Raw genomic sequence first — 20,207 nt, 5'->3', positions numbered from 1 at the left:
AATGTTGCTTCCCCCAGAACACGTGTTGTCCGCCTTCCACGCGGAGGCGAATTTCCGCCAGATCCGCGGCGAGGTCTTGGGTCCGGAATGGGACCACGGTATCAAGGTAGGCGACGTCGTCTATGCCCGTGCCAATGAATGGTCGGGGTGGTCCGCCAAGGTCCGGGAGAAGATGTCCTTAGCGGGTGCACGAGTCGTGCGTCCGGTGCTTACGACTGACGCACGCTATACCGCTGCTGGGTGGAAGGCCAATCAGTACGTTCCTGGCCAGCTGCGCGGACGCGTTGATGAGACTGCGCAAATGGCGTTGCGTTTGGACGAAGCGATGTCAACCGTGCCTCTGCCCAACGTGGGGCAGCGCGACGACGTATTCGCACGTGCTGAGCGTGCCGCGTGGGATGAGACGGGGGAGGCCTATTCTGATGTTGACCTCGCAGGAATTCCGGTAGGTATTGCGCACGTCGATGTTCTCGGAACCACCATCTTTGCGGATACAAATCCGCCTGCGCTTGTCGACGTCGTGCCATCCGCGGCGCCCCGTCCAGTTGGCTGGAGCGCCGCGCTGGTCATCGTCGATGGCCTCATCGCGGACGTTGTGGATGACGGCATCTGCAACCGCTTTGGGCACGTTCCAGGAATGTCCCAGCTTCTGCTGCGTGCCTCGGCTTATCGCCGTTACGTCAATAACCTGCACCCGCAGTCGAAGACGACCACGCGTTCGAACATTGAAAGGGTTGAAGCTCTGCTCGTGTCCAGGTCATCTGAAATACTGAACGGGTGAGTTACGATCCCCGTTCTACCGCCCGCGCAGGCGTCGTCTTGCCGCCTTCCCCTCAAGTCCGTCTAGTCCCGCGTACTTCCCAGCGCAGCTCGCGTTCCTGGGATTTTCCGCTGCCTGAAACAGGCAGATGGCGCGTGACGGGTACGGCGGGTTCCGGTGTCTCGAGCCTGCTTGTCGACGTTGTCTTGAACAAGCTGAGCTCCGGCGCTGACCCCTCGGGGATCTTGGTGGTCTCCACCTCGAAGGAATCTGGTTCGATCCTGCGGCGCGAGCTGGCGCAGCACTTGGAAGATTACGCGGCGCAGGCATCGATGGTGCGCTCGGTGCATTCCTTGGCCTTTGCACTGCTGCGGACAATCTCAGAAGAAGAGATTCGTCTCATCACCGGCGCTGAGCAGGATGCGGTCATCCGTGAACTGCTGGAGGGCCAAGCAGAAGAGAATCGTGGTAGCTGGCCCGCGGAGGTCCGCCCAGCCATGACCTTCGTGGGGTTTGCCCGGCAGTTGCGTGACTTGCTGCTGCGCGCCATCGAGCGTGGCAAGGGCCCGCATGAGCTCATGGAGTTGGGGCAAAAGTACCAGCAGCCTATGTGGACCGCGGCAGGCGAGTTCCTACTCGAGTACGAACGCACGCAGCAGCTGGCTGGTCTGCATTCTTACTCGGCAGCAGAGCTTGTCAACGAGGTCTTGTTGCACTCGGAGTTGGTGGAGAAGCATCCGTGGCACACCATCATCGTGGATGATGCGCAGCTGCTGGACCCGACCTCGGGCAAGCTCATCGAGGGGCTCTCTCGCAGCACAGAGCTGACTGTGGTGGCGGGGGACCCTGACCAAGCCGTCTTTGCTTTCCGAGGCGCCAACTCGGAGTTCTTGACCTTCTTCCCAGCGGAACATGAGCTGGTGTTGGAGGAACCGCGGCGTCGTCCAGCGCCTGCATGCATCAGCATCGTGGATTCGCGCTCGACCCTGCGCGACGTTGTTGCGGATGCTGTCCGGCGCCGCCATTTGGAAGATGAGGTGCCGTGGCGGGAAATCGCGGTGATTGTGCGTTCTACTGGTGACATTGGCCAGGTGCGCAGGACCCTCCTGGCGGCCGGCGTGCCGGTGCACATCAACCCCACGGACGTTATTTTGGCGGAGCAGCGCCTAGTCAAGTCTATTTTGCTGGCGCTGCGCGCATTGGACCATGAGTTGAGCAACACCGAGTTGGAGGAGCTTGTCACGGGACCTGTCGGTGGTGCGGACCCGGTGACGTTGCGGCGCCTCATTCGTGGACTGCGTAGGTGGGCGCCGCAGTCCCGCGGCATCGATTCCTTGCGGGCGCTGTTGGAAGGCGAACTACCGGACTTTAGCGGTCTGCTTACCGAACGCGAACAGACCATCCTGGAGCGTATCCGCTCGATCCTGGATGCAGGCCGTGCAGCACTGCGCGCGCAGGTCTCTATCGAGGAAACCCTGTGGGAAGTGTGGAACGCCACTGGCCTCGACGCGCGTTTGCAGGCCGCGGCCTTGCGCGGTGGTGCCACGGGCTCGCAGGCAGACCGCGACTTGGACGCGATGATGTCGCTCTTCGACGCGGCCGGTGACTATTCGGAGCGCCGTCCTGGTGCGTCCCTGGAGGCTTTCCTGCGGCATATCGAGGAACAGGAGCTACCTACGGGCGTGCGTGATCGCCGAACCACAATTCCGCAGGCGGTAGAGGTAATTACCGCGCACGGTGCAGTGGGACGCGAGTGGGACACCGTGGTTATTGCAGGTGCGCAGGAAGGAACCTGGCCCTCGTTGGGCGAGACCGGTTCCGTCTTTGGGCAGGAGGATCTCATCGACTTGCTGGATAAAGGCATCGCGCCGGGCACACCGGTGAGTCATGTGGCCAGCCGCTTGAGGGAGGAGCGCCGCTTGTTCCACGTCGCTACCACCCGTCACCGCAGGCGCCTGCTCATCGCAGCTGTCGACGCCCCCGAGGCCGCTGTGCCTGAGGAACCATCCCGCTTTGTGGGGGAGTTTGCGCTGAGCGGCTCTGTCGACGTTCCTGGTGCGCAGACGCGCCGGGAGGCAACCAAGCGCCTGCGTGCGGCACAGTTGCCGCGGGAGCTCGGCCTTGCAGTCCCCGAACCTGCGCCGGTGTCGGTGCGTGCGGAACGCGAGATCGACCCACTCGATGTGGCTGTGCTTTCGGTGCCGTCCTTTGTGGCGCAGTTGCGTCGGGTTGTGGTGAGCGCTTCCAGCGGTGAGGCAGAGCGCAGTCAGGCAGCCCGCCAGTTGGCGCGCTTGGCTAAGGCAGGAGTACCCGGTGCCCATCCAGAGAGCTGGTGGGCTGCGCGTTCGGTGGCCACGGATGTCCTTGCAGACATGGAAGAGGCCGTGGCGGTGGGGCGCGTTTCGCCGTCTCGTGTCGAGGCCTTGCTGAATTGTCCGCTCAGCGCCATCTTGGGCAACCTCGCGGAAGAGGAGTCCACGCCGATGCACCTCATTCGCGGCACCATGGCGCATGCCTACCTAGAAGCGTTGGGCAGGGGAATCGAACCTGAACTGGGTAAGAAAATGGTTATGGAGGCTTTTGCTTCCATCGTGGATGGGCCCGGATGGAAGATGCGCAGCGATATGGCTGCCTTCGAGCGGCTTATCCACCGCACCCACCAGTGGGCTATGAACTCCGAGTCCTCCTTTGAGCTCATTGGCGTTGAGGTTCCCGTCTCCGTGGAAGTCCTGCCTGGCATTACCGTTGCTGGTTACATGGATCGCCTAGTCAAGGCTGGGGATGACTACATGGTGGTTGACCTCAAGACGGGCAACAGCGCTGTGACCGCAAAGCAGGCCAAGGAAAATCCACAGCTGATGACGTATCAGTTGGCTTTGGAACGCGGTGAACTTGTCGGTGTTGTGGACGCAGACGACGCGGAAGCAGGGGAGAACCCCGGCTCTTCGCCGGTCATCCGTACTGGTGAAGGCTTGCCGCGTGGTGGCGGTGTATTGGTCTATCCCGCCCATGACAGCGTCAAGATCACAACGCGCGACCAAGCAGCGGTGCCGCCGGAAGAGCTTGCGGCCTTCGCCGAAAAGCTGCCGGCGCTCGTTGCAGAATTACATAGTGAGCGCTTGACCGCGCGCGAGAATGATTCTTGTGATCGCTGCGCTATTCGCTCTATTTGCCCAGTACAAGCCGAGGGAAAGCAGGTCTCTGATGAATTCGCAGTCTAATCTTCTCAGCCCGGCAGAGCTTTCCACGGCCCTGGGCAAGGCGTTTCCGCCGACTCCGGAGCAAGCCAGGGTAATCGAGGGCGAGCTCGGACCAAAGCTCGTGGTGGCGGGTGCCGGTGCGGGCAAGACCGAGACGATGGCTTCGCGCGTGGTCTATTTGGTGGCCAACGGCATGGTGGCGCCGGAAAAGGTCTTGGGTCTGACGTTTACCCGCAAGGCCGCGCAGCAACTCGAGCAACGTATTCGCAAGCAGCTCATCAAGTTGCGTGACTCGGGAATCGTGCAGCCTGGTACGGCCGCGGCCGAGGCTTTGGAAAATATCGCGCCAAAGGTTGCCACCTATGACTCCTACGCGGGTGACTTGGTGCGTGAATACGGTTTGCTCATGCCTGTGGAGCCGACAGCGCGCATCATTACCGATGCTGAGCGCTACGCCATCGCACACGACGTGGTGGTCAATTACGGCGGCAAGCTGTCGGCCTCGCAATCGTTGGGCCACGTGACGGATACCTTGCTCAAACTGGCGCAGGCCATGGACAACGGCTTGTTGGACCCAGACGAGATCCGCGAACATGCACGGATTTTCACAGCCACCGCTTATGACCTAGAAAAGACTAGGAGGAATGGTCCGGAGTTTGCCAAAGAAGTCCAAAATTTCCTCAATAAGCAGCAGTTGCGCGTGGAGTATCTGCCACTGGTGGAGGCCCTCAAGGAAGAGCAGGCCGCTCGTGGCGTGATTACGTTCGGTGAGCAAATGGCTATTGCCGCGGCCTTGGCGGAGAGCCATCCGCAGGTGGGCGAGCAGCAGAGCCAGCGATTCAACGTCGTCATGCTGGACGAGTACCAGGACACCTCTCATGCCCAGCGCGTGTTGCTGCGCTCCTTGTTCGGCGGGGTCCGCCCCGGTGTTTCGGTGACCGCAGTGGGCGACCCTATGCAGTCCATTTATGGCTGGCGCGGTGCCACGGCAGAAAACCTTGCTGCCTTCGTTGAGGACTTTCCTCAAGCAGACGGTTCGCCGGCGCCGAAGGATCAGCTCACCATTTCGTGGCGTAACCCGCAGCAAACGCTGACGCTGGCTAACGACGTCGCCGGGCACCTGTTTGCGGAAACCGGCGGGCCGCGCCCAGTTGATGAATTGTCGCCGCGCGATAACGCCCCAGAAGGCGAGGTGAAGTTGGCCTACTTCGCCAGCGAAAACGAGGAACGTGAGTTCGTAGCGAATCACCTCAAGGCGCAGCTGGATGCGTGCGAGGATCCGAGCCGCTTTAGCGCGGCGGTTCTGGTGCGCACCAACAAACAGTCGCCGCTCATTTCTCAAGCCTTGGATGCAGTCGGCGTGCCCAATGAAATCGTTGGTTTGGGCGGACTGCTTTGGCAGCCTGAGATCCAAGACCTCATTGCTGTAGCGACCATTCTCTTGCGCCCGCAGGACACCAATGCTGCCTTGCGCGTTCTCACCGGCCCGATGTGTGGGCTGGGTGTGAAGGATCTCAAGGAGCTGCTGGCTCGCCAACGCAATCTGGCGGGGGCAAGTGATGAATCCGCAGGCCGTCTTCGCTGGGAAGGCGGCGATCCTGTCGAGCACCTTGCCGCGCAGCTGGCTGAACTCACCAAGGAGGACACGAGCCAGGTCTTGGGCCTTGCCGACGCCCTCGCAGATTTGGGAGAGCGGGAGCGCTACAGCGCGGCTGGCCTTGCTCGCATGGAAGAGCTTTCAGCGAAGCTGCGTCATCTGCGTACCTACTCGCTGAGCAAGTCACTGAGCGATCTCTTTGCAGACATCGAGGCGATGTTTAATATTCGCACCGAGGTGCTGGCAAACGGACAGCAGGGCGGGACGACGCACCTTGATACATTCGCCGACATTGTCGCCGGATTCCATGGGGACTCCTTGGGCGCACTTCTGGACTACCTCTCCATGGCGCGTGAGCACGAAGACGGACTGACCCCGGGCGAGGTTCCAGCTGTTGACGGTCGCGTGCAAATCATGACCGTGCACAAGTCCAAGGGCCTGGAGTGGAAGCACGTGTGCGTGCTACACGCTGACTCCAGCAGTTACAAGGCCCAGGCGGAGACCTTCCTCACGCTCGTGGAAAAGGCGCCCACTGATGCGGACGTCATTGAGCTTGAGCCCGATGCTGTTAAGCGCTCGGCATTTGGAAAGGCCTGCGAAGCCTATAAAGAATCGGTCCGCCAGAACCAGCGGGAAGAGGCTGCTCGCCTGTTCTATGTTGCGATGACGCGTACCGAGTCCACCCTGACCGTTACTGGTTCAGGCACCAACCGCAAAGGTGGCAAGGCACAAAAAGGACCTTATGAATACCTGGAGCTGTTGCGCGAGAAACACTCGGACCTGGTCAGCCACTGGGACGTTCCAGCGACTCCTGAGGAGGCCGAGGCGCTCACCACCCTTCGTGAGGGCACGTTCCCGTCGCTGCGCGCTAACCCGGATGCGCTGCGCGGTGCTGATCTCGTGCTGGACGCAATGGAGGAGCTGCCGACATTGCGGGCGGGGGAGACCTTCGAGTTGTGGGAGCAAGAAGCCGGAGCCCTCATCGAGGAATACGCCGCGCTTAAGGCCCCTGTGGTTGATGTGGAGCTGCCGACTGAGCTGACCGCCTCCGACATGGTGTCTTTGAGCTCCGATCCCATTCAGTTCGCGCGCCGCCAACGCCGCCCAGTGCCCTTCAAGCCGAACGCCTACGCGAAGCGCGGTACCGCCTTCCACGCGTGGCTGGAGGAGCGGTTCGGTTCGCCAGCCTTGCTGTCTGAAAACGAGCTGCCTGGTTCTGATGAGCAGCCAGAGCAAGACCTGGAATCACTAAAGGATGCATTCTTGAACTCGCCGTGGGCGCAGCGCACACCAGAATATGTCGAAGCACCCTTTGAAATCACCGTCGGTGAGTCGGTCGTCCGCGGCCGAATGGATGCCGTATTCCGTGAAGCCGATGGAACCTGGCTCATCGTGGACTGGAAGACTGGCCGTCCGCCTGCCGGTGCAGCGATGCGCGCCGCCGAGATCCAGCTCGCCGTCTATGCAGAGGCTTGGCGGCGAGTACATAAGGCGGAGAATGTACGCGCTGCTTTCTTCTATGTCCGTGATGGTTATTTCTTCGAACCGCGTAATTTGCCCACTGGAAAGGAGCTAGTAGAACTCCTTGAATCGTCAGTTTCAGGTCAGGCGGGCTAAGGTATTGAGCCGGTCCGGAAACCGAGTCATCGGGTCATCGCGGTCTATGCATTCTGTCCGCTGTGCAAAATCGTTTAGACTCGGAGAACCCCGGATCGCTCAACGAGGTAAGTAATAAAAGGAAGACAGAACTTCAGTGCCGAAACAAAGTGCGAAGCGCATTAGACGCCGCTTCAAAGCGCGCTTTATGCCGCAGATTGAGCTGACTTCACAGCCCGACCACGCACTCATTGACGTGATCACTGTTCCGCGTGCGGTCAGCGACAGCCCGTGGAGGCAGCTGGGCAGCCGCGTGCTGTGGGCTCTAGCGCTTCTGGTTTTTGTCACCGTCGTGGTCTACTTCGATGGCGACGGATATAGCGAGGACCTGTCGCTGCTCGATGCTTCCTATTACGCAGCGGTCTCCCTGACCACAGTGGGCTATGGTGACATCGTCCCGGTCACGCCGCAAGCTCGCTTCATTAACCTTCTGATTGTCACGCCAGCCCGCCTGGTCTTCCTTGTTTTGTTGGTCGGCGCAACGTTGTCAGTGCTGACAGACAAAGCACGCCGTACATTTGAAATCCAGAATTGGAGAAAGCAATTGCGCAACCACACAGTTGTCATCGGTTACGGCACCAAGGGTGCGGGAGCGGTCGCTGCTTTGCTGGCTGATGATGTCCCGGCTTCCCAGATCGTGGTCATCGATACCAATCGAGCCTCCCTGGCCAACGCAGAGCACCACGGCCTGGTCACCATCTATGGCTCCGGCACCAAGCAGGACGTCCTCCGCATCGCGGGCGTCGAAAATGCCTCCTCTGTGGTGGTCACACCGTCCACAGACGATACCGCTGTGCTGTGTACGCTGTCGGTCCGCGAGCTGAACTCGAAGGCGAAGATCGTGGCCTCCGTGCGTGAGTCCGAGAACCGCCACCTGCTGCGCCAGTCCGGTGCCGATTCCGTGGTTACCTCCGCCGAGACCGCCGGCCGCCTGCTTGGTCTTGCCACCGTGACGCCGACCGTGGTGGAGATGATGGAAGACCTGCTCTCCCCGAACGAGGGCTTCTCCGTTGCCGAGCGCCCCGTGCGCGAATTTGAGGTTGGCTCCAACCCACGCCACCTCGCTGACATCGTGCTCGCTGTGCTGCGAAACAACGAGCTACACCGCGTCGATACCGCCGATGCTTACTCGCTTAAGCCTGGCGACCGCCTGCTCTACATCAAGCACGAGATGGAGCAAGCCAACGAAGAAGAGGACGAAGAAGAATAGTGTTTCTGCCTATCACCGAGACCAACCGCGTACCAGTTGATTCCCAAGGCGCCCCGGTCTTGGTCGCAGAACCAACCGGCCCCATCCTCGTTGAGGTAGGGGCCTTTCAGGCTTTTTCGATGCCCGAGGAACAGGCCAAAGTGTTAGGAACGCTGCGTGATGCCACATTCTTCGCCGACCACCCTGAGATCCTCAAAGCCATCCACTTGGTGCGCAATCGTCGAGAGCTGCGCTTCGACCCACGAACCGGACGGGAACTTGAGTATCCTGCCCCGGGCGTCGTCGGGCGCGATGCCCACAACGAGCACCGAATTGTGTTTCCCCGCCTTGACCCCGCAGTGATTGGAATCATCCACCTAGCCGGCACGGACAAGATTCTGTTGGCCAAGAATCGGATGCGTAATAGCTTTTATTCGCTCATCGCCGGCTACGTCGATGCTGGAGAGAACCTCGAGGAGGCTTTCACCCGGGAGGCCCTTGAGGAGACCGGAATGCGCGTGCGCGAGGTGCGCTACTGGGGCTCACAACCCTGGCCCCCAAGCGGCTCGCTTATGGTGGGCTTTTCCGCGGTCACGGACGATGTCCGGGCCGTTTGCGATACTGATGGGGAATTGGAAGAGACCCGTTGGGTTAGCCGGGCTGAGTTGCCTGAGCTGACCATTGCCCGGAAGGGCTCGATTGCACACACGATGATTATGGAGTGGTACCACGGTGAATAGGCCGGATTTGTCCCTGTTGGATGAGGACCAACGCGCTGCCGCGACCGCCCCACGCGGACCGGTATGCATCTTGGCGGGTGCCGGTACAGGTAAGACGCGTACCGTGACCTACCGCATCGCCAACATGGTGGACCAGGGCTTCGTTAGTCCGCAGCGCATCCTCGCCGTCACTTTCACCACGCGTGCGGCGGGGGAGATGCGCGATCGCCTCAACCAGATGGGCGTCGGTGGCGTGCAAGCCCAGACCTTTCACGCGGCGGCGCGTCGCCAGCTGCGCTACTTCTGGCCACAGGTCGCAGGCGACCTTCCATGGGAGCTGTTGGATAACAAGTTTTCCGTGGTCGCGCGGGCTGTGCGTTCACTGAACTTGGACAATTCCAAGGACTCGATTCGTGACTACTTGAGCGAGATCGAGTGGGCCAAGTCTTCTCTCATTGGTGCCGATTCTTATCCGGAGGTCATCGCCACCACCGACCGTGAAGCACCCACAGATCCTGCGAAAGTGGCGGAGGTCTTTCGGCGTTACGAGCAGCTCAAGTCCACGCAGGACCGCATGTTCTTAGACTTCGACGACCTCCTCATGCATATCGCCGGGGCAATCGAGAACGTGCCCTCGGTAGCCGAGGTCTTCCGCGAGCAGTACCGCACCTTCGTCGTTGACGAGTACCAGGACGTCACGCCCTTGCAGCAGCGGGTCCTCAATGCGTGGTTGGGAGACCGAGACGATCTCACAGTGGTCGGTGACGCCAACCAGACGATTTACTCCTTCAACGGCGCTTCGCCGGACTACCTGCTCAACTTCTCTCGCACGTATCCCAATGCGACCATCGTGAAGCTTCAGCGAGACTACCGTTCCACGCCACAGGTCACGGATTTGGCTAACCACGTCATCGCTAAAGCTACGGGTCGCGCGGCGGGAACCCGCCTGGAGCTGCAGGGTATGCGCGATCCCGGTCCTGAACCCACGTTCAAGGCCTATGAGTCGGAAGAGATCGAGGCGAAGGAAGTAGCAGGCCAGATCCTGACGCTCCTCAACAAAGGTGTGAAAGCATCAGAGATCGCCGTGCTCTACCGCATTAACGCGCAGTCGGAGCAGTTTGAGCAAGCGCTTGCCGACGCCGGCATTGTCTACCAGGTCCGCGGTGGTGAAGGGTTCTTCCGTAGGCCGGAGATCCTCGAAGCCATTCGCGTCCTCATCGCGGCTACTCGCCGTGATGACCTGCCAGCAGACCCGGTGGCGATCGCGCGCGCCGCGTTCGTCGAGTTGGGACTTACTCCTACCGAGCCGCAGGGTGCGCAGGCGCGTGAGCGCTGGCAGTCTCTCAATGCGTTGGTGGATCTCATTGCGCAGATCGTGAACGACCACGAAGGAATCGATCTCAACGGGGTCCTCGGCGAGCTGCATCGTCGCTCCGAAAACAAACAGAATCCCACGATGGAAGGTGTCACCCTCGCCACCATCCACGCAGCTAAGGGCCTGGAATGGGATGCGGTCTTTCTGGTTGGGCTCACTGAGAAGCTCATGCCCATCAACTACGCCATCAAGGCGGGCGACGAGCAGGTGGAAGAAGAACGCCGCCTGTTCTACGTGGGCATTACCCGTGCACGTGAGCACCTTGCATTGTCGTGGGCCTTGGCTAAGACGACGGGCTCGCGTGCCTCGCGCGAGCGCACCCGCTTCTTGGATGGATTGGTGCCGGGGATCGAGGAAACGCCAGGCAGCGGGCGCCGGTACCGCCAGCGCAAGTGCCGAATTTGCTCGGCTGAGTTGACGAGCCCTGCTGAGAAAGTTCTGGGCCGACACGAGTATTGCGAGTATGAGGGCGATGAAGAGGTCTTCTCCGCGCTGCGCGCCTGGCGCGCGAAGACCGCTCGCGAAGCGAAGGTTCCGGCCTACGTGATTTTCTCCGACGCCACGCTGCAGGCGATTTCAGAAGCCCTGCCAGCAAGTGAGGCCGAGCTGCTCGACATCTCGGGCGTGGGGCCCTCGAAGCTGGAGCGTTATGGCGCGGAGGTCCTGCAAATCATCGCTGCGTTGCGTTCCTAATCGCGGCCGCACGGGAGCCTGTGCTGCCGTCCACCGCAAATACCCAGACCTGGGAACCCAGAACCCAAGGTCGCGGAAAAGCGTGCCAAGCGCCCAAGCGATCGCGACCAGCAGGACTGGGTGCCCAGGCCTGGGGATTTAGGAAAGTCCGCACGTGGCCCCTGTGCGAGCGCGGCTTAGACCGGCACATAGCGCTACCGATTGCGTTTCGTTTCGAAGCAATAGGGGCACTTCGGGTGCTCGATAACTAGCCGGTATTGGTTATGCCCGTAGAGGTCCACCTCAAGCTGCTCGCCCGGCATCACCCGCGAGCTTTTCGCACCAGGCGGCGACGGCCAGCCAGCAAGACGCCTGACCAACACCGCGGACTGTACCGCCACTGCCTGCGCCACAAGGTCATCGGTGTTTCTGTCTGCATCAGCCAGCTGGCTGACCACTTGGTGCCATTGCCCATCCACGTCGATGCGGTGTAGATGCGCGCACATGGGGCAGGGGCCGCGGCCGTCGACGTGCACGGGCCCAATGACTCCGCGCGAATCGACCAGCGAGACCGGCAGGAATGTGCCTTTGCACTTGCTGAGTGCAGCAGCGAGGTTCACGGGTTCATGCAGCATGTCAGCCGCGACAACCGGGAAGTGCTCACTGACGCTTGCGATGTAGGAATACATATTCTCTGATTCCAGCGGATTGCGCAGGATGAATCCAGCATTATGAAATACCGTGCGCAGAGTTTGCGCCAGTGCACTGGAACCCAACACCACCACGCTTTGACGCGGTTGCTCCGGCCAGAGGATGTTGTAACAGATGAGGTCTTCAATGAGCGTGCGCGCAGCCGCATCGTCCATACCCGCGCGGACCAGAAGCCGCTCAACGCTCTCTCGAGTCATCGGCTTACTTAGGAGGTTTAAGGCCTCAACAATCTGCATTTCTACCTCGACGACTCCCACTCGCGTGGCATCCATCCCGAACTGGATCACCCCAGGCTCGCGTTCCACCACGGCAACTCCCGGCGCGAGTGAATAAGTTGTCATCGTTGAGACAGCGTGCGATTTCCCTGCCATGCTTTCCCCCTAAAGCTGTGCGCGTGAGAATATTCCAACACAAGTACAATCACCTGTCATGTCGAATCAACAGCCCGCCCGCGAGTCCGCCCCAGAAATGCGCGTGATTCGCTCCGCCAAGCGCAAGCGCACAATCCAAGCACGCATGGTAGACGGGGTATTGGAAGTTCGCATTCCGGCCTGGATGTCTGCCAAGGAAGAACAGAAAGCGGTCACGGATATGCTCGCCCGTGTTGAACGCAAGCACACCTCGTCGCGGCGTTCCGATGCAGATCTGGAAGAACGCGCCGCGGAACTCAACAAGCTTTACCTAGGTGGCCAGGCCAAGGTGGGTTCCATCCGGTGGGTCAGCAATCAGAACTCGCGCTGGGGCAGCTGTACGACGTCCACTGGAGACATCCGGATCACGGATCGGCTCAAGGACGTGCCGGAGTATGTCCTCGATTCCGTCATCATCCATGAGCTCACGCACACATTTATCCCCGGGCACGGGCCGCGCTTTTGGGAGTGGGCAGATCGCGCGCCAAAGGCGGAACGGGCCAAGGGATACTTAGAGGCCTACCAGCGCTTTGGCTGATAGGCCTCTAAAAGAGCAGCGGTGCGGCGAGATTACTTCTCGGATTCGGGGCCGTTAGGACCGTCGGTCTCGTCGCTTCCGTCCTGCGTATCCTTGCCGTCTTGCTCGCGAAGCATTTCTTCCAGCTTGGCAAACTCTTCTTCGAAGCCGGAATCGGGGGCGTCGTCAAGCAGGCTATCGATGAACGAAGCAGGGTTGTCGATTTGCTCTGCGGTAGGCAGGAAGTCTGGGTGGTCCCAGGCCTTGTCGCGCTTTTCGGCGCCAACCGCGACGGTGGTGCGGCGCCACAGCTCCGCAGCGGCGTCGACCTTTGGGGCGGAGAGCTCAATGCCCACGACCTTGGAGATGGCCTGCTCCGCGGAACCGCCCGTAGCGCGGCGGTGTGCCCATGCCTCATTCATGGTAGAGGTGGACGGGATACGCTCGCCCAGCGCTTCATTGACCACGTGGTCAACCCAGCCCTCGACCAGAGCAAGCAGCGTTTCTAGGCGGGAGACCGCACCTGCGTTGCGGGAGGTGATGCGCGGGGTGAGGTCCATCCCCTGCAGCTTGCTCATCGCGTCCTGGATAGCTTGTGGGTCGCCGGACTCCAGGTTGAGCTCGCGGGTGGCTTCCTCGATGTGGGAAGTGTCAATGACCAGGCCGATGGCGTATTCCTCGACAGAGGAGACCAAGCGCTCCACCAGCCATGGAACGTGTTTAAACAGGCGCTGGCGGGCGGCCTCACGCGCGCCGATGTAGACCAGAATCTCCTGGCCTGGAACGTTGAGGTCGCGGGCGATCTTCTGGATGTTGTGCGGCAGCAGAGCCGTGGTACCGGCAGGGGAGACTGGCAGACCGAAGTCAGAGCCGGTCAGTGCCTGAGTGGCAAGGTCGCCAAGCGCGCGGCCTAGCTGCATGCCGAAGTTCATGCCTGACATCTGGTTCATCATGTTTGCCATCGGGCCCATCATCTCGCGGGCTTCTTCAGGCATGGACTCCAGCTGCGCGTTGTTCATGTGCTGCGCCACCGGGGTGACCAGGCGCTGCCACATTGGAATGGTTGCCTCCAGCCACTCGGTGGAGTTCCATGCCTTCACTGCACCAGAGGCGGTGGGGAGATCGGTGGCGTCGTCAAGCCATAGCTCCGCCAAGCGGACGGCCTCTGTGACAGCGTTGATGTCAGCGTCGCTTACTTCTTTGTCAGTTGAAATCTGCTGCAGTGCGATGCGCTTTGCCATCTCGTAGTTGACTGGGCCGGCACCTTCCGCGGAGTTCATTGAGGAACCCATGCCGGAGAGCATCTGACCAAATTGGTTCAGGAGATCTCCTAAACCACCGCCTGCGGCGCTTCCACCGAAGCCGAAGGCGCCAAACGGGTTCTGGTCGCGGCGTGAGTTTTCATCATCGCCGTCGTCGTTATTGGGGAAAGAAAAGCCGAATCCGTTGCTCATGGGCTCTAATCTACCGGCAGGCGGCGGCTGGATTCCATGAACAACGCAACGCTGACAGCGAACACGAATGAAAACCATAACGAAAAACGTTGTAGGCTGTTTCATCGTGAATTCACCTGAAAATCGTCGACTTCGCACCCTTGCCTGGGGCGCCATCCCCGTCGTAGTGCTCGGTGCTGCATTGAGCATCGACCACATCCCCGGCACGGATGTTGCTCTGACCGTTCCTTATGCCGCGGAAGGGCCCGGACCCACCGTGGACACTTTGAGCGAGGTCGACGGTACTAAGGTCGTGGATGTGACTGCTCCCAAGACTTATGAGACCTCGGGACAGCTCAACATGACTACTGTCTCGGTGCGTACCAACATGACGCTGGCGCAGGCCCTGGGTCGGTGGATCATGACCGATGACACCCTCGTGCCCATTGATACCGTCATCCCCCAAGGAAAAACGGATGAAGAAGTCAACGAGTCCAACAAGCAGGCTTTTACCCAGTCGGAGGCCGCGGCAACGGTCGCTGCGATGAACTACCTCAAGGTCCCGGTCAAGATCGTCGTGGCGCAGGTGCTCAAGGACGCGCCGGCCACCGGGGTGGTTAAAGCCGAAGACATCATTACCTCCGTCGATGGCAAGGACGTCAGCGAGCCGGGCCAGGTCCAAGAGCTCGTGCGTGCCAAGAAACCTGGCGACAGGATGGAGCTCGGCATCGAGCGCAAGGGCAAAAAGCTCACCGAGGAAATCACCCTTGGTTCCCATCCGGATGATGACAGCGTCGCTTTGCTCGGCATATCCATGACATCGCAACCGAAGGAGGACATCAAGGTCCAGTACAACCTCCAGGACATAGGTGGTCCTTCCGCTGGCATGATGTTCACGCTCGCCGTAATCGACAAGCTTTCCGAAGGCGAGCTCAACGGCGGAAAGTTCGTGGCTGGTACCGGAACGATCAACGAGGACGGCACGGTGGGCCCCATTGGCGGCATCGTTCACAAAGTAGAAGCTTCCAAACAAGCCGGTGCGGAGCTCTTCCTAGCCCCGGCGGATAACTGCGCGGAGGCCACGAGCCGCGACACTGGCGACATGGTGGTGGCCAAGGTCGAATCCATCGACGACGCCATCGTGGCCATGGACAACTTTGCCCACGGCAAAAAGGTCGAAACCTGCGGCTAGATTAAGCCAGGCCGCAGACTAGATAAGGCCAAGCTCCTTGAGGCGGTCCTCAGGATCATCTTGATCGGTGGAGATCATCTGCTGCATCACTAGGCCCTCTTTGTTGTCCACCACGGTCAAGATAGCGGTGTTGCCCAGCATGGACCAGCCGACGACGCGGTCGCCCTCATCCTTGATGACGCGGGAAGAGCGCAGCTCAGTGAGTACCTGTGTGGTTTGCGCGGCCTTCGACTTGTTCTTGAAGAACTGGAACTGGCCCACCTTGGAACCCGAGCAGTTATAGGAGTCCTCCACACCGTTGGGGTCGCAGCGGTCAAACTGCTGGAAGATCTCCACTGGGATGAGCTCACCGAAAGTCTTGTAGGCCTCTTCCACTGGCTTTGCCAGCTTCTTGTCCGTCTTTGCGCTTCCGCTCTCGTTGGCGGATTCGCTCGCGGTTGCGCTGGCGGAAGAATCAGCAGATTCTGATTCTGCGGCTTTGCTGGTGGCGGATTCGGTGCTGGACTCCGCGCTTTCTTCGGTGGTGGGAGCTGCGCTTGACGACGTCTCCTTCGCCGGGGTTTCCTTCGCCTGAGCGGTGGTCTCGGGGGCCTGCGGAGCAGGCGCCTCCTCTTTGTCGCCGCAGGCCGTTAACACGCACGTCACAGCCACACAGGCTGCCGCGACTCGGGCTGAGCGGGTTAGCGAGGCAAATCGCACGAGGAGACTCCTTTAGTTTTTCGAAATACTTAAAAGTACAGTTTAGTCCAGTTCATCCGGATCTTGTTCCAGTCCGTAGCGCAAAGCAGCGATGACGCCTGGGGCAACCTCAGGGCCGCCCCGCAGCTGGATGTCATCTTCCGCAAATGGGCCAGCTGCCTCCAGCTCTTCCTCGGTGGGACGCAGCTGCAGCAGGGTAAGCTCCACGCCTTCCTCGCGAAGAACGCCGGAGAAGAGGCGAGCGGGACGAGGAGCGGCGTCGCCAAGCACAGATGCGGAGGTATCGCGGAACTTGATCTCCTGTGCCAAGACGACCCCCGCGACCTCGTGCGGCCACGCTAGGCGCGCCACGTAGTCGGCGAGTTGCTCGGAGCCTGGTTCGATGTTGTCTGGAATGTTGTCCTGGACAATGAGCGTTAGGGGAGAGGCATCCTCTTCGTTGAGTTCGGCTAGTTGGTCAGCAACCAGTGAGGTGGGAACCAAAGCAAACAAAGTTGGGGGTGCATCCCAGCCCTCGGCGTGCACGAATTCGACCGCCTCACGCATGGCTTTGTTTAATGCTGGCTGAGAAACCTCGGGGGAACTCATAGGACTCCTTATTCGTTAACTGTGTATTGCTTCCCTAAGCTGGAAGACTATACCGCTTATATTCGCACGACTTTGATTGGAGCTGGCGTTGGCCTCTGGACTTTCCCAACCCGCTGCCCCAATGAAGCGCCCGCCCCGGCTTCTCTCTTGGGCTGTCGCTATCATTGCTGTTCTTCTATTTGTAGGCCCCATGTTGGTGGGCTTCTATACCGATTGGAAGTGGTTCGGCGCAATTGATTACCGTGGTGTTTTCACCACGACCCTCGTAGCGCGCATTGTTCTGTTTATCCTCTTTGCGGTGGTTGCCGGGGGCGTGGTTTTCGCCGCCGGCTTCGTGGCGTGGCGGGGCCGTCCAGACAGCATTGACTTCAGCGACCTGAACTCGCCGGTGTACCAATACCGCCGCTCGATTGAAAAGACCATGGGCCTATTCCTCAAGGTCATCCCGATCTTGGTGGGTGCGGTCGCTGGCCTGCTGGGCCAGGCTTCCTGGCGCGAGTTCATGCTCTTCCTCAACGGCCAGGACTTTGGCGTCAAGGATCCACAGTTCCAGCGTGACTTGGGCTTCTACGCGTTCCAGCTGCCGGTATGGAACATCGTGGTCAGCGCGTTCTCCATGCTGCTCATGGTGTGCTTCCTGTTGGCGCTGTTTAGCCACTACATTCTCGGCGGCATCCGCATTGGCAATCGCGCAGCTGGTGTGCGCGGTTTTATCTCGCGCCCGGCTCGCTTGCAGCTTGCTGTCACCGCCGGACTGTGGATGATCCTGCAGGTTGTGGGCTACTGGCTCGACCGCTACCAGCTGCTGTATAACCAGCACTCGCTGTTTACCGGTGGCTCCTACACCGACATCAACGCGTACCTGCCGGCCAAGATCATCTTGATGGTTATCGGCGTGTTCGTGGCCGTGGCCATCTTTGCGGCAGTGGTTATTAAGGACCTGCGCATCCCCGCGCTTGCTGTGGTCCTCATGCTGCTGTCCTCGCTTATCATTGGCCAGGCTTGGCCGTTGATGATGGAGCGTTTCTCCGTCACCCCGAACCGCCAGGCCAAGGAAGCGGAGTACATTTCTCGCAACATCGAGTCCACCCGTTACGCCTATGGGCTCACCGACGAGAACGTGACTTACGAGGAGAACTGGGGCGCAGGCGATGTCTCCGACTCCAAGGTCGCGGCGGACACCTCGACGATTTCTAACCTGCGTCTTCTGGATCCGGACATCATTGCCCCGACCTTTACCCAGATGCAGCAGCTGAAGAACTTCTATGGCTTCCCAGAGACACTGGCCATGGACCGTTACACCATTGACGGCCAGGTCCGTGACTTTGTGGTCGCAGCCCGCGAACTCGACCCGAACGAGTTGCAGGACAACCAGCAGAACTGGTTGAACCGCCACACCGTGTACACGCACGGCAACGGCTTCGTGGCTGCGCAGGCGAACACCGTGGATGAGGTTGCCCGAGATGCAGGTTCCGCGCGTGGTGGTTTCCCCATCTTCACGGTCTCCGATCTACAGACCCAGCAGGGCAAGGAGAACGAGGGCGAGGGCGAGACCCAGGACGCAGAGAAGTCCTTGGGCATCAAGGTTGACCAGCCGCGTATCTACTTCGGCCCGGTCATCGCTAGCGCACAGGATGGCCGCGATTACGCCATCGTGGGCAAGACCGGCAACGACTCGGTTGAGTATGACACCGATTCCACGACCTACACCTATGACGGTAAGGGCGGCGTGCACATCGGTAATTTCTTCGACCGCACCGCATATGCGTTGAAGTACCAGGAGATGAATCTGCTGCTTTCTGACCGCGTTGGTTCCGAGTCGAAGATTCTCTATGACCGTGACCCGCGCGAGCGCGTGGAGAAGGTTGCTCCATGGCTGACTACTGACTCCGCTACCTACCCGGCTGTTATCGACGGCCGCATCAAGTGGATTGTCGACGGATACACCACCCTGGATTCCCTGCCTTATTCTCAGCGCACCTCGTTGACTGAGACCACCCAGGACACTCAGAACCCGAATGGCACCAACCAGCGTCTTATCAACGAGCAGGTGGGCTACATCCGCAACTCGGTCAAGGCCACTGTCGACGCCTACGACGGCACCGTTGACCTCTACGAGTTTGACAACGAGGACCCAGTCTTGAAGGCATGGGAGGGTGTGTTCCCGAACGTGGTGAAGCCGGAGGCTGAAATCTCCGACGAGCTGCGCAACCACTTCCGCTACCCGGAGGACATGTTCAAGGTGCAGCGTAACCTGCTGGCTAAGTACCACGTTTCTGACCCGGGCGTGTTCTTCAATAACGACGCATTCTGGTCCGTGCCGGAAGACCCGACCGCTGGCGAATCCCGCGGTCTGAACCAGCCGCCGTACTACGTCATGGCCTCTGACCCGAAGACCGGTAAGCCAAGCTTCCAGCTCATCACGTCTTACCGTGGCCTGAACCGTCAGTTCCTGTCCGCACACATGGCTGTGTCCTCGGATCCGGAGAACTACGGCAAGATCACCGTCAAGGTGCTGCCGACGGACACTCAAACCCAGGGTCCGAAGCAGGCACAGGACGCCATGATGTCTTCTGACCAGGTCGCTCGTGACCGCACGCTGTGGGAGGGTTCGAACGACCTGACCAACGGCAACCTGCTGGCACTGCCGGTGGGTGACGGTGAGATTCTCTACCTAGAGCCGATCTACTCGCAGCGCAAGGACCAAGAGTCTGCGTTCCCGAAGCTGCTGCGTGTACTTGTCTCCTACAAGGGCCGCGTGGGCTATGCGCCGACCATTGGTGAGGCTCTCGACCAAGTGGGCATTGATCCGAAGGCAGCCCAAGACATCACGGAGATCGACGGCGACGGCACTGTGAAGAACTCGCCGAGCGACTCGAAGGATGACAAGAAGTCTGGCGAGGATGGCAAGGCTTCCGCACCTGCATCTGCACCTGCTGCGTCCAACGAGGCTGAAGCAATCGACGAAATCAACACCGCACTCGATAACGTGGAGAAGGCCCGCAACGGCTCCTTCGAGGAGTACGGCAAGGCCCTCGACGAGCTCGACAAGGCCGTTGCATCCTACAAGCAGCTGCAGTCCAAGTAGCGCGCCATAGCGAAAACATACTAAAGGCCACCTGCCCAGCGGATTTGGGTGTGTGGCCTTTGGTATGTATAGTTACATGAGTCGCCAACGAGAGCGGTTAGCAAAAGCTTTAGCCGTTAACGTTAAGCGCAAGATGTTTAGAAGTACATCTCGTCGCGGGGTGGAGCAGCTCGGTAGCTCGCTGGGCTCATAACCCAGAGGTCGTAGGTTCGAATCCTGCCCCCGCTACCAACTTCTAATGCCCTAGCAGCGAAATAGTTGCTAGGGCAATTTTTGTTTTCCCATTTTGGGCAAACGTGGGTTAAGTAGGGCTTAAGTAGCAAAAAGACCGTCCGACGACACGCCGACCGAACACACTTTTGCTACTTTGTCGATTTGGGGTAGTTGGTACCGCGAGTCCG

The 20,207-nt window shown here is 60.1% G+C and carries 13 protein-coding genes and 1 tRNA gene; 10 read left to right on the top strand and 4 right to left on the bottom strand.

Annotated features, from left to right (window positions below; genetic code table 11):
- Position 1: 1 nt before the first annotated feature.
- The 6 genes from HMPREF3153_RS04185 to HMPREF3153_RS04160 all read left to right on the top strand — a co-directional run bounded on the left by HMPREF3153_RS04185 (position 2) and on the right by HMPREF3153_RS04160 (position 11,189).
- The gene (locus HMPREF3153_RS04185; protein ID WP_005528190.1) at positions 2 to 781 is read left to right on the top strand and encodes a hypothetical protein; all 780 of its coding nucleotides are present in this window, start codon (positions 2 to 4) and stop codon (positions 779 to 781) included.
- Positions 778 to 3,981 carry an ATP-dependent DNA helicase gene (locus HMPREF3153_RS04180; RefSeq protein WP_246817160.1) on the top strand — a complete coding sequence of 1,068 codons (3,204 nt, stop codon included), beginning with the start codon at positions 778 to 780 and terminating at the stop codon, positions 3,979 to 3,981. Before HMPREF3153_RS04185 ends, HMPREF3153_RS04180 begins: the two co-directional genes overlap by 4 nt.
- On the top strand, positions 3,965 to 7,174 hold the full coding sequence (locus HMPREF3153_RS04175) for an ATP-dependent helicase (RefSeq protein WP_070420104.1): 3,210 nt from the start codon (positions 3,965 to 3,967) through the stop codon (positions 7,172 to 7,174). The genes HMPREF3153_RS04180 and HMPREF3153_RS04175 overlap by 17 nt, the downstream gene beginning before the upstream one ends.
- A 187-nt stretch (positions 7,175 to 7,361) precedes the next feature.
- Positions 7,362 to 8,423: a potassium channel family protein gene (locus tag HMPREF3153_RS04170; protein WP_005528197.1), complete on the top strand. Its 1,062-nt coding sequence runs from the start codon at positions 7,362 to 7,364 to the stop codon at positions 8,421 to 8,423.
- The gene (locus HMPREF3153_RS04165) at positions 8,423 to 9,142 is read left to right on the top strand and encodes an NAD(+) diphosphatase (protein WP_005528199.1); all 720 of its coding nucleotides are present in this window, start codon (positions 8,423 to 8,425) and stop codon (positions 9,140 to 9,142) included. The genes HMPREF3153_RS04170 and HMPREF3153_RS04165 overlap by 1 nt, the downstream gene beginning before the upstream one ends.
- Positions 9,135 to 11,189, top strand: a complete 2,055-nt coding sequence (locus HMPREF3153_RS04160) for an ATP-dependent DNA helicase UvrD2 (protein WP_046645097.1) — start codon at positions 9,135 to 9,137, stop codon at positions 11,187 to 11,189. The genes HMPREF3153_RS04165 and HMPREF3153_RS04160 overlap by 8 nt, the downstream gene beginning before the upstream one ends.
- Positions 11,190 to 11,383: 194 nt before the next feature.
- On the opposite strand, the gene HMPREF3153_RS04155 is transcribed toward HMPREF3153_RS04160, so the two are convergent.
- On the bottom strand, positions 11,384 to 12,220 hold the full coding sequence (locus HMPREF3153_RS04155; protein WP_046645170.1) for a hypothetical protein: 837 nt from the start codon (positions 12,218 to 12,220) through the stop codon (positions 11,384 to 11,386).
- Positions 12,221 to 12,308: 88 nt separating this feature from the next.
- Here HMPREF3153_RS04155 and HMPREF3153_RS04150 point away from each other — a divergent pair, with 88 nt between their 5' ends.
- The gene (locus HMPREF3153_RS04150) at positions 12,309 to 12,827 is read left to right on the top strand and encodes a M48 metallopeptidase family protein (protein WP_070420103.1); all 519 of its coding nucleotides are present in this window, start codon (positions 12,309 to 12,311) and stop codon (positions 12,825 to 12,827) included.
- Positions 12,828 to 12,859: 32 nt separating this feature from the next.
- Here HMPREF3153_RS04150 and HMPREF3153_RS04145 read toward each other — a convergent pair whose 3' ends face one another.
- Positions 12,860 to 14,260, bottom strand: coding sequence for a zinc-dependent metalloprotease (locus HMPREF3153_RS04145; protein WP_070420102.1), 1,401 nt, complete (start codon positions 14,258 to 14,260; stop codon positions 12,860 to 12,862).
- A gap of 67 nt (positions 14,261 to 14,327) precedes the next feature.
- On the opposite strand from HMPREF3153_RS04145, the gene HMPREF3153_RS04140 reads away from it, so the two are divergent.
- Positions 14,328 to 15,431: a YlbL family protein gene (locus tag HMPREF3153_RS04140; protein WP_005528210.1), complete on the top strand. Its 1,104-nt coding sequence runs from the start codon at positions 14,328 to 14,330 to the stop codon at positions 15,429 to 15,431.
- An 18-nt stretch (positions 15,432 to 15,449) separates the two neighbouring features.
- Here HMPREF3153_RS04140 and HMPREF3153_RS04135 read toward each other — a convergent pair whose 3' ends face one another.
- Positions 15,450 to 16,130: a beta-N-acetylglucosaminidase gene (locus HMPREF3153_RS04135; RefSeq protein ID WP_070420101.1), complete on the bottom strand. Its 681-nt coding sequence runs from the start codon at positions 16,128 to 16,130 to the stop codon at positions 15,450 to 15,452.
- Positions 16,131 to 16,172: 42 nt separating this feature from the next.
- Complete coding sequence (locus tag HMPREF3153_RS04130; RefSeq protein WP_005528215.1) at positions 16,173 to 16,718, bottom strand: PPA1309 family protein; 546 nt, start codon at positions 16,716 to 16,718, stop codon at positions 16,173 to 16,175.
- Positions 16,719 to 16,839: 121 nt separating this feature from the next.
- Between HMPREF3153_RS04130 and HMPREF3153_RS04125 the strand changes: the two genes are divergently transcribed.
- Together HMPREF3153_RS04125 and HMPREF3153_RS04120 are read left to right on the top strand one after the other, a co-directional pair.
- Positions 16,840 to 19,806 carry a UPF0182 family protein gene (locus HMPREF3153_RS04125; protein WP_046645092.1) on the top strand — a complete coding sequence of 989 codons (2,967 nt, stop codon included), beginning with the start codon at positions 16,840 to 16,842 and terminating at the stop codon, positions 19,804 to 19,806.
- Positions 19,807 to 19,960: 154 nt separating this feature from the next.
- A tRNA-Met gene (locus tag HMPREF3153_RS04120) sits at positions 19,961 to 20,037 on the top strand.
- The last annotated feature ends 170 nt before the right edge of the window (positions 20,038 to 20,207 follow it).

It is taken from the genome of Corynebacterium sp. HMSC06C06 (genome assembly GCF_001807295.1).
GTDB lineage: Bacteria > Actinomycetota > Actinomycetes > Mycobacteriales > Mycobacteriaceae > Corynebacterium > Corynebacterium striatum.
This window is presented reverse-complemented; position numbering and strand designations above follow the sequence as displayed.

Excerpts from the sequence above, each read along its gene's own strand:
- HMPREF3153_RS04185 (WP_005528190.1), top strand. The coding sequence starts at position 2 with ATGTTGCTTCCCCCAGAACACGTGTTGTCCGCCTTCCACGCGGAGGCG.
- HMPREF3153_RS04175 (WP_070420104.1), top strand. The coding sequence starts at position 3,965 with ATGAATTCGCAGTCTAATCTTCTCAGCCCGGCAGAGCTTTCCACGGCC.
- HMPREF3153_RS04170 (WP_005528197.1), top strand. The coding sequence starts at position 7,362 with ATGCCGCAGATTGAGCTGACTTCACAGCCCGACCACGCACTCATTGAC.
- HMPREF3153_RS04155 (WP_046645170.1), bottom strand. The coding sequence starts at position 12,220 with ATGACAACTTATTCACTCGCGCCGGGAGTTGCCGTGGTGGAACGCGAG.
- HMPREF3153_RS04150 (WP_070420103.1), top strand. The coding sequence starts at position 12,309 with ATGTCGAATCAACAGCCCGCCCGCGAGTCCGCCCCAGAAATGCGCGTG.
- HMPREF3153_RS04145 (WP_070420102.1), bottom strand. The coding sequence starts at position 14,260 with ATGAGCAACGGATTCGGCTTTTCTTTCCCCAATAACGACGACGGCGAT.
- HMPREF3153_RS04140 (WP_005528210.1), top strand. The coding sequence starts at position 14,328 with ATGAAAACCATAACGAAAAACGTTGTAGGCTGTTTCATCGTGAATTCA.
- HMPREF3153_RS04130 (WP_005528215.1), bottom strand. The coding sequence starts at position 16,718 with ATGAGTTCCCCCGAGGTTTCTCAGCCAGCATTAAACAAAGCCATGCGT.
- HMPREF3153_RS04125 (WP_046645092.1), top strand. The coding sequence starts at position 16,840 with ATGAAGCGCCCGCCCCGGCTTCTCTCTTGGGCTGTCGCTATCATTGCT.